Annotated in this window: 14 protein-coding genes; 11 read left to right on the forward strand and 3 right to left on the reverse strand. The window is 61.3% G+C overall.

Annotated features, from left to right (window positions below):
• From U1A24_RS10815 to U1A24_RS10845, 7 genes are all read left to right on the forward strand, one after another.
• Positions 1 to 153, forward strand: a 153-nt coding sequence (locus tag U1A24_RS10815; protein WP_322321994.1) for a pyridoxine 5'-phosphate synthase, incomplete at its 5' end; no start/stop codon positions are given.
• Positions 153 to 614 carry a hypothetical protein gene (locus tag U1A24_RS10820; protein WP_322321983.1) on the forward strand — a complete coding sequence of 154 codons (462 nt, stop codon included), beginning with the start codon at positions 153 to 155 and terminating at the stop codon, positions 612 to 614. The genes U1A24_RS10815 and U1A24_RS10820, both read left to right, overlap by 1 nt.
• A 3-nt stretch (positions 615 to 617) precedes the next feature.
• Positions 618 to 1031, forward strand: a complete 414-nt coding sequence (acpS, locus tag U1A24_RS10825; protein ID WP_322321984.1) for a holo-ACP synthase — start codon at positions 618 to 620, stop codon at positions 1029 to 1031.
• Positions 1032 to 1083: 52 nt separating this feature from the next.
• Entirely contained in the window at positions 1084 to 1863 is a 780-nt protein-coding gene (lepB, locus tag U1A24_RS10830) for a signal peptidase I (protein WP_322321985.1), read from the forward strand.
• Positions 1860 to 2549 (forward strand): ribonuclease III, encoded by a 690-nt coding sequence (gene rnc, locus U1A24_RS10835; RefSeq protein WP_322321986.1) that lies wholly within the window; start codon positions 1860 to 1862, stop codon positions 2547 to 2549. Before lepB ends, rnc begins: the two co-directional genes overlap by 4 nt.
• A gap of 22 nt (positions 2550 to 2571) precedes the next feature.
• Positions 2572 to 3495 (forward strand): GTPase Era, encoded by a 924-nt coding sequence (gene era / locus U1A24_RS10840; RefSeq protein WP_322321995.1) that lies wholly within the window; start codon positions 2572 to 2574, stop codon positions 3493 to 3495.
• Positions 3496 to 3620: 125 nt separating this feature from the next.
• Positions 3621 to 3956, forward strand: coding sequence for a DUF1491 family protein (locus tag U1A24_RS10845; RefSeq protein ID WP_322321987.1), 336 nt, complete (start codon positions 3621 to 3623; stop codon positions 3954 to 3956).
• Here the strand turns inward: U1A24_RS10845 and U1A24_RS10850 are convergent.
• Positions 3935 to 4519 carry a Pr6Pr family membrane protein gene (locus U1A24_RS10850; protein ID WP_322321988.1) on the reverse strand — a complete coding sequence of 195 codons (585 nt, stop codon included), beginning with the start codon at positions 4517 to 4519 and terminating at the stop codon, positions 3935 to 3937. The genes U1A24_RS10845 and U1A24_RS10850 overlap by 22 nt on opposite strands.
• Before the next feature lie 84 nt (positions 4520 to 4603).
• Between U1A24_RS10850 and recO the strand changes: the two genes are divergently transcribed.
• Both recO and U1A24_RS10860 read left to right on the forward strand, forming a co-directional pair.
• Positions 4604 to 5320, forward strand: coding sequence for a DNA repair protein RecO (recO, locus tag U1A24_RS10855; protein ID WP_322321996.1), 717 nt, complete (start codon positions 4604 to 4606; stop codon positions 5318 to 5320).
• A gap of 67 nt (positions 5321 to 5387) precedes the next feature.
• Complete coding sequence (locus U1A24_RS10860; RefSeq protein WP_322321989.1) at positions 5388 to 6605, forward strand: MFS transporter; 1218 nt, start codon at positions 5388 to 5390, stop codon at positions 6603 to 6605.
• Here the strand turns inward: U1A24_RS10860 and U1A24_RS10865 are convergent.
• Positions 6602 to 8254, reverse strand: a complete 1653-nt coding sequence (locus U1A24_RS10865; protein WP_322321990.1) for an acyl-CoA dehydrogenase family protein — start codon at positions 8252 to 8254, stop codon at positions 6602 to 6604. The genes U1A24_RS10860 and U1A24_RS10865 overlap by 4 nt on opposite strands.
• Positions 8255 to 8422: 168 nt before the next feature.
• Between U1A24_RS10865 and U1A24_RS10870 the strand changes: the two genes are divergently transcribed.
• Positions 8423 to 9193, forward strand: a complete 771-nt coding sequence (locus U1A24_RS10870; protein ID WP_322321991.1) for a sulfite exporter TauE/SafE family protein — start codon at positions 8423 to 8425, stop codon at positions 9191 to 9193.
• A 179-nt stretch (positions 9194 to 9372) separates the two neighbouring features.
• Here U1A24_RS10870 and U1A24_RS10875 read toward each other — a convergent pair whose 3' ends face one another.
• Positions 9373 to 10971 carry a phosphoenolpyruvate carboxykinase gene (locus U1A24_RS10875; RefSeq protein WP_322321992.1) on the reverse strand — a complete coding sequence of 533 codons (1599 nt, stop codon included), beginning with the start codon at positions 10969 to 10971 and terminating at the stop codon, positions 9373 to 9375.
• A gap of 368 nt (positions 10972 to 11339) precedes the next feature.
• Between U1A24_RS10875 and U1A24_RS10880 the strand changes: the two genes are divergently transcribed.
• A partial coding sequence (locus U1A24_RS10880; RefSeq protein ID WP_322321993.1) for a response regulator occupies positions 11340 to 11594 on the forward strand: 255 nt, incomplete at its 3' end.

The raw sequence follows: 11594 nt of genomic DNA on the forward strand, positions 1-11594 counted from the left end.
TACGACACCGTCGAGGCGATCGCTGCCATTCCCGAGGTGGTGGAGCTGAACATCGGCCATTTCCTGATCGGCGAAGCGATCTATCGCGGCCTTGGTCCCGCCATCGAGGAAATGCGCCACCTGATGGATCTCGCGCGGGCAGGGGGGCAGTGATGCGCAGCCTTTCTCATGTCGCTTGCGCTGCGCTGGCCTTGGGCTTGCTGGGCCAAGCCGCTGCGGCGGAAACCGTGCAGCCCTGCGATGATGCCCGCAGTAATGCCTGGAACATCGCCGAACCCTGGGATGCCAACACGCGGCTTTTTGCCAATGGTGCGGTGCGCTTGACGGTGATGGACACGGTTGAACCCGCCGCCGCCGCGTTTCACCTGCTGGTGCTGTCGCCGCCGCTCGACGAACTTGAGGGGCGCCAATGCCGTGTCGTCTCGCTCGACGGAGCGACCGGATTTGCCAGCCTGAGCCTCACCGGCACCGCCGCGACTTACGATCCCGCCAAGGGGCTGACGATTTCCGTTCCGGCAAAGCGGTATCTGCCCGATACAGGCGAGTTTGGCGCGGCAACACTTGTCGTTACCATCAACCAAAGCACCGGGGCCATCAGCGCCCAACTGGACTAAGCCATGATCCTCGGCATCGGCTCAGACCTCGCCAATATCGAACGGATCGAAGCCACGCTCGCCCGTTACGGTGACCGCTTTCGCACCCGCGTCTTTACCGAGCGTGAGCAGAAAAAGGCTGAATCCCGCCCCCGCGCGGTCGCAGCCACCTATGCCAAACGCTGGGCCGCGAAAGAGGCGTGCTCCAAGGCGCTGGGGACGGGTCTGCGCATGGGGATCAGTTGGAAAGATATGGCGGTGTCAAACCTGCGCTCGGGCCAGCCCGTCATGCACCTCACCGGCTGGGCGGCAGAGCGGTTGGCACAAATGACCCCGCCCGACCATCACGCCATCATTCACGTGACTTTGACCGACGATCACCCCTGGGCACAGGCTTTCGTGGTGATCGAGGCCCGCCCCGGCCCCGCGCCAACTTGACTCCGCAGCCCTCGGCGCGCATGTAGCGGCAAAACCAAGGAATACAGGCATCATGACGAAAAAAGATGGCGGCATTGTCGAAACGGTCAAAACCGTAGTCTATGCGCTGCTGATCGCAGGTGCTTTCCGCACGCTGTTCTTCCAGCCGTTCTGGATTCCGTCCGAGTCGATGAAATCCACCCTGCTGGTCGGCGATTTCGTCTTCGTCAACAAGATGGCTTATGGCTATTCGAAATACTCCTGCCCCTTCGCTTTGTGCCCAATCTCGGGCCGCCTCTTTGCGTCTGACCCCGAACGCGGCGATGTGGTGGTGTTCCGCCACCCGGTCAACGGCTCGGATTTCGTCAAGCGCCTGATCGGCCTGCCCGGTGACAAGATCCAGATGAAACAGGGCGTGCTCTACATCAACGGTGCGGTTGTTCCACAGGTGCCTGATGGCACGTTCCAGGAAGTGATGGAGCCGCAAGGCCCGATGAAATCCCGCCCGCGTTGCAGCAACGGCGTGGTGGGGGATGGCGCTATCTGCGAGAAAATCCGCTCCCGCGAGACTCTGCCGAACGGTGTCACGCATGACGTGCTGAACATCGAAGACAACACCTATGGCGACAACACCGATGTGTTCAGCGTGCCGGAAGGCGAATACTTCTTCATGGGCGACAACCGCGATAACAGCGAAGACAGCCGCTTTGCCCAAGCAACCGGCGGCGTCGGCTTTGTCCCCGCCGAAAACCTGATCGGCCGCGCCGACCGCATCATGTTCTCATCAGCCGGCACCTCGATGCTCTACTTCTGGACCTGGCGCTCGGATCGTTTCTTCAAGGCGGTGGAGTGAGGCTCGCGGCCGATCTCAAAGCCTTCGAGGCGCGCATCGGGCACCAGTTTCGCCAGCCAGAACTGTTGCTGCGCGCGGTGACGCATGCCTCGATTTCCTCGACCACTCGGCCTGACAACCAACGCCTTGAATTCCTTGGTGATCGTGTATTGGGTCTGGTGATGGCCGAGGCGCTTCTGGGTGCCGATATCGGGGCATCCGAGGGCCAGCTTGCCCCGCGTTTCAACGCTTTGGTGCGCAAAGAAGCCTGCGCCGAAGTCGCGCGCGAGGTGGGCTTGGGCGATGTGCTGAAACTCGGCCGCTCGGAAATGCTGTCCGGTGGCCGCCGCAAAGAGGCGCTGCTCGGCGATGCGATGGAGGCGGTGATCGCCGCCGTTTACCATGACGGCGGCTTTGACGCTGCTCGCGCGCTGATCCTGCGGCTGTGGGGGCCGCGCATCGGTGCTGTCGAACAAGACGCCCGTGATCCCAAAACCGCGTTGCAAGAATGGGCACAGGCCCGCGCCATGCCGCCCCCCGTTTACACTGAACAGGGTCGCACCGGCCCAGACCACCAGCCGATCTTCACCGTCGAAGTGCGTCTGGCCAATGACGCGGCAGAGATTGCCCGCGCCGGATCGAAACGTGTGGCCGAACAAGCCGCAGCCCGCGCCCTTCTGGCCCGGATGGAGACTTCTGATGACTGAAGATAGCAAACTCACCGGGCGGATGCCCGACGGACCCGGCACCCGCGCGGGCTTTGTCGCCTTGATCGGCGAGCCGAATGCCGGCAAATCCACCCTCTTGAACCGCATGGTCGGGGCGAAGGTCTCGATTGTCACCCATAAGGTGCAGACCACCCGCACCCGGATCCGCGGTGTGGCGATGGAGGGTGTGGCGCAGATCGTGTTTGTCGACACGCCGGGCCTGTTCCGCCCCCGCCGCCGTCTGGACCGCGCCATGGTCAAAGCCGCTTGGGGCGGGGCTGCCGACGCTGATCTGATCGTGCTGCTGATCGAGGCCAATCGCGGCTTGACCGAGGGCGTCGAGACCATCATCGACCGCATGAAAGACCAGATCCCGCAGGGTCAGGCCGTGGCTTTGGCGATCAACAAGATCGACAAGGTCAAGGCCGAGGTGCTGCTGGCCCTCGCCGAAAAGATGAATGAATCCTTCCCGTTTGCGAAGACCTTCATGATCTCGGCAGAAAAAGGCTACGGCGTCAAAGATTTGCGCGAATGGCTGGGTGAGCAGATCCCGGCGGGGCCGTGGTTCTACCCCGAAGACCAGATCGCCGATCTGCCGATGCGGATGATCGCCTCGGAAATGACCCGCGAAAAGCTGACGCTGCGGCTGCACGAAGAACTGCCGTATCAGTTGACGGTGGAGACTGAGAAATGGGAAGACAAACCCGACGGGTCGACCCGGATCGACCAGATCATTTATGTCAGCCGCGATGGCCACAAGGGCATCGTGCTGGGCAACAAGGGTGAGACGATCAAAAGCATCGGTCAGGCTGCCCGCGCTGACATCTCGGAGTTTCTGGGCCGCACCGTGCATCTGTTTCTACAGGTGAAAGTGCGCGAAAACTGGCAGGACGAGCCCGAGCGCTATTCCGAAATGGGTCTGGATTTCAAAGACGGCGAGGCGTGAGGCAGGCGGAATTCGCAGTCGAATTCCGGCACGAAATTTGTCACAAATTTCGGTTTCGGGATGTCAAAGCGCGCGCCTGTTGAGCTGTTGATCCCTCCGGGGGGAGTATTTCAGAAAGAGCAACGATGAGCGCGCGTCTGACTTCCGATCTGTGGGTTTCCGCCTATCTGACCCGTTTGCGGTTGGCGGATATTCCGGTCTATGTCACCGCCAAGGGGGATCCGACCGCAGGGGCGGTTCTGGTCAAGGTTGCCCTGCTGAACGGTCAGGCCCGCGCCTATCAGCGCTCGTTTGATCTGATGGCCGATACCCGGGTCTGGGTGGTTCTGGCCGATGGGCCGGAGGCCGAGGTTGATGCCTTGCTACAACGTCAGCGCAGCCGCGACCCCGATCTTTGGGTGATCGAGCTTGAAGACCGTCAGGGCCGCAGTTTGCTGGATCAGCCCGGTTTGGCCGAGTGAAGGATGCGGGCCAGCGCCGCAATGCCAAGGCCCAACAGCCCCAACGCCCCCAGCAGCACACCTAGATTGCGCGCCACATGCGCCCAGCCCAAGGAATCGGCGTTGAGGAACGGATAGGGCCATTGTCCGGTCAGATGCCCGCGGATCAACGCATAACCGGTGTAGATGACGGGCCAGATCAGCCAGTGCGGCACATCGCGCCATGGCAATGCCTTGGGTGCAAAGCCCAGCCACCACAGCGTATAGCCCAGCGGCATCACAGTATGCAGCCCCAGATCGGCCCACCAGCCTAGGCCATCGGTGGGAAACTGGTTACCAAGCAGCGCGTGATAGATGATCCCCACCGCAGAGATTGCCAGCAACAGCCCCGCCGCGCGCGACGCAGACATCTGCCAGCCTTTGGTGATCGCCAACAGATGCACCACCAGCAAGGCATTGGTCAGAATGGTGAAATAGGCTGCCATCGCCCAGATCCGATCCGCCGCCAGCGGCACCGCAATCAGCGCATCAAACTGCGCACGCAGGGCGGCAAGGCCAATAATGGCAAGGGCAAAGGCAGTCATCCGGGCAAACATATGTGCAATCTGCCGCAAAACGCGCGCGTGGCAAGCCTTGCCCTGCCGTTACGCTGCGTCGATACTGCCCCGATGGAATGGCGCGATCAGGGGGCGGTGATTTCGGTGCGGCCGCATGGCGAGACATCGGCGATCATCGAGGTATTCACGGCGGCGCATGGCCGACACGCCGGGGTGGTGCGCGGCGGTGCCTCGCGCCGGATGGCGGCGGTGTTGCAACCGGGATCTCAGGTTGATGTGGTCTGGCAGGCGCGGCTGTCTGAGCAGATCGGCAGCTTCAAGGTGGAACCCCTGCGCAGCCGGGCCGGGGTGCTGGTGGATCGCTTGAACCTCGCGGGCCTGAACGCCATTTGCGCCATGCTGCACGCGGCCTTGCCCGACCGTGAGCCGCATCCGGCACTTTACGCGCGTTCGATCCAATTATTGGATGCGCTGCAAACCCCCGGCTGGCCGCCCGATTATCTGCGCTGGGAGTTGGCAATGCTGGAGGAACTCGGCTTCGCTCTTGACCTTGCCCAATGCGCGATCACCGGCAGCCGCGAAGACCTTGCCTATGTCAGCCCGAAAACCGGTCGCGCGGTGAACCGTGATGCGGCGGGGGATTGGGCCGGGCGGCTGTTGCCGTTGCCGCCGGTGTTGCTGGGGCAGGGGCCTGCCAGTCCGGTAGAGATTGCCCAAGGCCTTGCTCTGACCGGGCATTTCCTGAATCGCGCTCTGGAGCCGTTGCTGAACGGCAAACCGCTGCCCGAAGCGCGTGTGCGATTATTAACCATTCTGGCGCAACAATAGTCGCGGACAGTCCACGCGCGTCGCCCACAGCACAGACCCCATAGCCCGAGGCAAGCCAAATACCCGCATGGCTTTGCGGTATCAGTCTTTGGAGTTGAAACACTCCGCCAACCCGAAACTCCAGCATTTCGCGCTTTTGGCCGGGTTGGAGGCCGCCGTGCGCGGCACGCTGATTTCCACCATTCCGATCGCGGTCTATGACGCGTTTGGCTCGGCGCAGAACCTGTCGACGGTCTATTTCACCGCAGGCATCATCACGCTGTTCTGGGGCCTGATGGTGCCGCGGCTGACGCAGATCTGGCCGCGCCGCTGGGTCTATTCGGCGGGCTGCGTGTTCTATCTGATCTCGATGGTGCTGTTTGTGATGGGCACGCAATGGTCGGTGCAGCTGGGCATATTGATCATGTCGATGGCCACAGTCACCTGCTTTGTCTGCTTCAACGCCTATGTGCTGGATTATGTGCCGCGCGCCGATCTGGGCCGCACCCAAAGCCTGCAAATGGTTTATGCCGCAGCGCCTTGGGCGATTGGCCCGATGGCGGGCGTCTACATGCGGGCGCTCTGGGCGCCGCTGCCGTTCATCGTCGCCGCCGTCTTCGCGGTGATCCTGTTCGGCGTGTTCTGGTATCTGCGGCTGGGTTCAGGCAAGCAGATCACCCGCGCCAAAGGCCCCGCCGTCAATCCGCTGGCTTACTTGGGCCGCTTCTTCCGCCAGCCCCGCCTGATCGCAGGCTGGCTGTTCGCGGTGATCCGCTCCTGCGGCTGGTGGGTCTATGTCGTCTACGTCCCGGTGTTCTGTATCGAGGCCGGATTGGGCGATAAACTCGGCGGCTTCATGTTGTCGGTGTCCAACGCCACGCTACTGCTGTCGCCCTTCATGGCGTCATGGGTCCGCCGCCGCTCCGTCCGCATCGCCATGCGCCTGGCCCTCGCCTATTGCGCCATCCTGTTCTGCCTGGCCACCCTCGCAGCCCCGGTGCCGTGGATCGCCGTCGGCTGCCTGTTCCTCGCCTCGTTCGGCCTCGTGATGCTCGACGTCGCCGGAGGCTTGCCGTTCATGATGTCGGTCAAACCTTCGGAACGCGCCGAGATGGCCGCCGTCTATTCCAGCTTCCGCGATGTGTCGGGCATCGCCACACCGGGCATGGCGTGGCTAGTGCTGTGGGTCGCCCCCCTCAACTTCATCTTCGCCGCCTCGGGCTTCGCCTTCGGGGCCGCCTATTTTATCGCAGGCAACCTGCACCCGCGCTTGGGCATCCTGCGCCCGTCACGCGGCAGACCTTAATCCAGCAGCCGCCGCGCGATCACCTGCGCCTGAATCTCCGCAGCGCCCTCGAAAATATTCAGAATCCGCGCATCGCAGAGAATCCGTGAAATCTGATACTCCAGCGCAAAGCCATTGCCACCGTGGATCTGCAACGCATTATCCGCAGAGGCCCAAGCCACCCGCGCGCCCAACAGCTTCGCCATCCCCGCCTCCAGATCGCAACGCTTGTCGTGGTCTTTCTGCCACGCCGAGTAATAGGTCAGCTGCCGCGCGATCATCACCTCGACCGCCATCATCGCGAGCTTACCGGCCACGCGCGGAAACTCGATCAGCGGCTTGCCGAACTGCTTGCGGTCCGTCGCATAAGCCATGCCCACTTCCAAAGCGTTCTGCGCAACCCCAATCGCCCGCGCCGCCGTCTGGATGCGCGCGGATTCGAACGTCTGCATCAGCTGCTTGAAACCTTGCCCCGGCACCCCGCCCAAAAGATTGGCGGCATCGACCTTGAAGCCGTCAAATGCCAGCTCATATTCCTTCATGCCGCGATAACCGAGCACTTTAATCTCGCCCCCGGTCATCCCCGGCGTCGGGAACGGTTCCGCATCGGTCCCCGGCGTCTTTTCGGCCAGAAACATCGACAAACCCTTGTAATCGCTGGTCTCAGGGTCAGTCCTCGCCAGCAATGTCATCACATGAGTCCGCGCCGCATGGGTGATCCAGGTCTTGTTCCCCGTCACCTCCCAACCCTCCGGCCCCGCTACCGCCCGCGTGCGCAACGACCCCAGATCGCTGCCGGTGTTCGGCTCGGTAAACACCGCCGTCGGCAAAATCTCCCCCGAGGCCAGCTTCGGCAGCCATTGCGCCTTTTGCGCATCGGTGCCGCCGCACAGGATCAATTCGGCGGCAATCTCAGACCGGGTGCCCAACGACCCAACCCCAATATACCCCCGCGACAACTCCTCGCTGACCACCACCATCGAGGCTTTCGACAAGCCATAGCCGCCGAATTCCTCCGGGATGGTCAGCCCGAACACGCCCATCTCGGCCAAAGCCGTGATGATCTCCATCGGGATCAACTCATCGCGCAGGTGCCAGCCATGCGCAAACGGCACCACCCGCTCGTCAGCAAAGCGGCGGAACTGATCGCGGATCATCTCCAACTCATCATCCAGACCGCTGACCCCAAAGGTCGCCCGGCCGTGATTGTCGCGCATCAAGGCCACCAGCCGCATCCGCGCCGCAGGGCTGTTGCCCTCGACCATCAAGACGCTTGCGGCCGCCCCCGGCACCGCCGAAATCCCCAAATCGCCCAGCCGCGCCATCTCGCCCTGCGACATCGGAATGCCGCCGTGAATTTGCGCAAGATACTCGCCAAAGCCGATCTGAAGGATCAACGCCTCCATCTCGCCAAACTTGCCATCCTCAGCCAGCCGCCCCGCCCAAGCCCGCAACTGCCGCAGGCTTTCGGTGTAGGTCGCCAGCCACGACAGCGTATGCGCCGCAAACTGATGCTCTTCCATCGCGGCAGCCGAGACCTTGCCCCCCACCGTCACCAGCCCACGCAACGCCGCGCGCCCGCGCTCAAACAGCGCTTCAACCTCAGGCAAAGCCTCAGTTGTCAGCCCCAGCAGATCGGCCACAACACCAGAATTCTGATCCAAAGCCATCACCGCCCTCCGCACATGCTGCATCTGCGAAATGGGTAATCCCTTCGCAGTCGCAGCGCAATATTAATTCTCAAATGATCAAGAAAAAGATGGAAAATGTCGCGACGGATTTCGGCGTGCGATCCAGTGCAACCTGCATTAAACAATCGCTCACAAGGAGAACGCCGCATGGAATACCTTATGGCAGGCCTGACGCCGCTGGCTTTTGTCGCCGCGCTGCTGATCACCTTCTTCGCGGGTTTCGTCAAAGGCGCTATCGGCTTTGCGATGCCAATGATCATGATCTCCGCCTTTTCCAGCTTCCTGCCGCCCGAGACCGCGCTGGCTGGTCTGATCCTTCCGACGCTTATCTCGAATCTCACCCAAGCCTTCCGGCACGGCCCCGGCCCGGTTTGGGCCACGACGATCACCTATCGCCGGATGTTGATCTCGATGGTGATCTTCATCGTGATCTCGGCGCAATTCGTTCGCATCATCCCGCAAGACCTGTTCCTGCTGCTGCTCGGCCTGCCGATCACCATTTTCGCGGCACTGCAACTGGCTGGCGTCGGCCTTGCGCTGCGGTTGGAGCACCGCAGCCGCGCCGAGTGGATGCTGGGCATCATCAGCGGCCTTTACGGCGGGCTATCCGGAGTTTGGGGCCCGCCGGTGTTGGTCTATCTGCTCTCGATCAAAGCCGACAAGCTGGAAACCGTCCGCGTGCAGGGCGTGGTGTTCCTGATCGGTGCCGTGGTTTTGCTGGTGGCGCATCTGCACTCCGGCGTTCTTACCGCCAGCACCACCGCGTTTTCTGCCGTTTTGGTGCTGCCCGCGATGCTCGGCCAAAGCCTTGGCGTCGCGGTGCAAGACCGTCTGGATCAGTCAAAATTCCGCCGCTGGACGCAGATTCTGCTGGTGCTTACGGGGTTGAACCTGATGCGCCGGGCGGTTGGTCTGTAATCGCTAAAATTTAGCTAAAATTGTCATCCTCTGCGCGCAAATATCCTGCCGGGGTCTGGGGGTGCAAAACCCCCAGCCGCCCATCAAGCAAGCCAAAGCTTAACAGAACCTTACCGATTACCCGTAAGCCCTTGAAATCAAAGCACACGAAAATGGTCCCGAGTTGGGACCATCCCGTTTCACCCAATCGCCGCAGCTTTCACGTCAGCATCAATGAACGGCACATATTGCGCGAAATTATCGGCAAACATGCCCACCAATTTCTGCGCCTGCGCATCATAAGCCGCCTTGTCACCCCAGGTCGCGCGCGGATCCAGCAGGGTCGCATCGACCCCCTGCACCGCCACTGGCACCTCAAAGCCAAAGTTCGGATCGCGGCGGAACTCGCCTGCTGCCAACGACCCATCCAAAGCCGCCGTCAACAAAGCCCGCGTCGCCTTGATCGGCATCCGCTTGCCCTGACCAAACTTGCCGCCGGTCCAGCCAGTATTCACCAGCCAGCAGGATGCGCCAAACTTCGCGATCTTCGCCTGCAACAGCTTGCCATAGACTTCCGGTCTGCGCGGCATGAACGGTGCGCCGAAACAGGTCGAGAATGTCGGCGTCGGCTCGACAATCCCGCGTTCCGTCCCCGGAGTCTTAGACGTGAAGCCCGACAGGAAATGATACATCGCCTGCGCCGGGGTCAGCCGGGCAATCGGCGGCAACACCCCATAAGCATCGCAGGTCAGCATGATCACGTTCTTCGGATGCCCGCCCATCCCGGTGACCGACGCGTTCGAGATATACTCCAACGGATACGCACACCGCATGTTCTCGGTCAGGCTGCTGTCAGTGAAATCCAGCTCCAGCGTCTCGGGATCAAACACCATATTCTCCACCACCGTGCCAAAGCGCGAGGTGGTGCCGTAAATCTCGGGCTCGGCTTCCGCCGACAGATTGATCGTCTTGGCATAGCAGCCGCCCTCAAAGTTGAAGGTGCCACGCTCTGACCAGCCATGCTCGTCATCGCCAATCAAAATCCGCGACGGGTCCGCCGACAGGGTGGTTTTCCCGGTGCCGGAAAGCCCGAAGAACACCGCCGAATCCACCGGATTGCCAATCGCATGGTTGGCCGAGCAATGCATCGGCATCACACCCTTTTCCGGCAGCAGGTAGTTCAGCAGCGTGAACACCGCTTTCTTGTTCTCACCCGCATAGGCGGTGCCGCCAATCAGGATCATCTTGCGCTCAAAGTTCAGCGCGATCACGGTGGAGGTTCGGCAGCCATGCTTGGCAGGATCAGCCTCAAACGACGGGCAGTTGATCACCGTCCATTCCGGCACAAACGCATCCAACTCGGCGCGTTCCGGTCGGCGCAGCATGTGGCGGATGAACAGCCCGTGCCAAGCCAGTTCTGTCACCATCCGCACGTCAAGGCGGTAAACCGGGTCGGCCCCGCCGAACAGATCCTGCACGAAATACTCACGCCCCTGCATATGCGCCAGCATGTCCGCGTACAGCCGATCAAACGCGTCGGGCGCCATCGGAGCGTTGTTTTCCCACCAGATCGACTCTTCGACCGCAGCGGTGCGCACCACGAATTTATCTTTCGGCGAGCGTCCGGTGAACTGCCCGGTGGTGCAGAGAAATGCGCCGCCTTTGCCCAGTTTGCCCTCACCGCGGGCTACGGCAGCTTCGACCAATGCAGGCTCGATATAGTTGTAATAGACGCGACCCAGACCGCTGATGCCCTGATCTTCCAACCGCTGCGATGGGTTCACCCGTCCATTCGTCATCCTGCAAGCTCCCGTTCCCGCCAATATAGGGGGGTATAGTTTCCAACCCGTAACGCCCGAACCTTGTGGCGTTTCTGCGAAAACCCAAGATCTGGGTCTCGTGCCTCCGCTATAACATACGGATTTTACACGGAATAGGACGCGAGGTCACAGTTAGCGCAACCATTTTCGGGTTAGCGCAACCAAAATGGAGCCGATAGGAAAACTGCGGCATAATAGTCATTCATTTGGAAATTAAGCGCATGATGGAGTCCGAACACCTGGGTGATTCGCAGTTAGCAGTTGCTAACGAGGTCAGGAAAACGGAATATATGTCAAAAATCAGGCGTGCATATTAGGCAAGCCGAGCAGGATAGGGAAACCCAAACATGGCAAGGATCGCCCTTGTAGACGACGACAGGAACATCCTGACGTCGGTGTCGATGACTCTTGAGGCTGAAGGTTTCGAAGTTGAAACGTTCAACGATGGGCAATCCGCGCTGGAAGCTTTTAATCGACGCATGCCGGATATGGCAGTGCTCGACATCAAGATGCCCCGAATGGATGGCATGGATCTGTTGCAGCGCCTGCGGCTGAAATCCAGCATGCCGGTGATCTTTCTCACCTCCAAGGATGATGAGATC

The organism is Cypionkella sp. (assembly GCF_034376685.1).
Lineage (GTDB): Bacteria > Pseudomonadota > Alphaproteobacteria > Rhodobacterales > Rhodobacteraceae > Cypionkella.

Excerpts from the sequence above, each read along its gene's own strand:
- U1A24_RS10820 (WP_322321983.1), top strand. The coding sequence starts at position 153 with ATGCGCAGCCTTTCTCATGTCGCTTGCGCTGCGCTGGCCTTGGGCTTG.
- acpS (WP_322321984.1), top strand. The coding sequence starts at position 618 with ATGATCCTCGGCATCGGCTCAGACCTCGCCAATATCGAACGGATCGAA.
- lepB (WP_322321985.1), top strand. The coding sequence starts at position 1,084 with ATGACGAAAAAAGATGGCGGCATTGTCGAAACGGTCAAAACCGTAGTC.
- era (WP_322321995.1), top strand. The coding sequence starts at position 2,572 with ATGCCCGACGGACCCGGCACCCGCGCGGGCTTTGTCGCCTTGATCGGC.
- U1A24_RS10845 (WP_322321987.1), top strand. The coding sequence starts at position 3,621 with ATGAGCGCGCGTCTGACTTCCGATCTGTGGGTTTCCGCCTATCTGACC.
- U1A24_RS10850 (WP_322321988.1), bottom strand. The coding sequence starts at position 4,519 with ATGACTGCCTTTGCCCTTGCCATTATTGGCCTTGCCGCCCTGCGTGCG.
- recO (WP_322321996.1), top strand. The coding sequence starts at position 4,604 with ATGGAATGGCGCGATCAGGGGGCGGTGATTTCGGTGCGGCCGCATGGC.
- U1A24_RS10860 (WP_322321989.1), top strand. The coding sequence starts at position 5,388 with ATGGCTTTGCGGTATCAGTCTTTGGAGTTGAAACACTCCGCCAACCCG.
- U1A24_RS10865 (WP_322321990.1), bottom strand. The coding sequence starts at position 8,254 with ATGGCTTTGGATCAGAATTCTGGTGTTGTGGCCGATCTGCTGGGGCTG.
- U1A24_RS10870 (WP_322321991.1), top strand. The coding sequence starts at position 8,423 with ATGGAATACCTTATGGCAGGCCTGACGCCGCTGGCTTTTGTCGCCGCG.
- U1A24_RS10875 (WP_322321992.1), bottom strand. The coding sequence starts at position 10,971 with ATGACGAATGGACGGGTGAACCCATCGCAGCGGTTGGAAGATCAGGGC.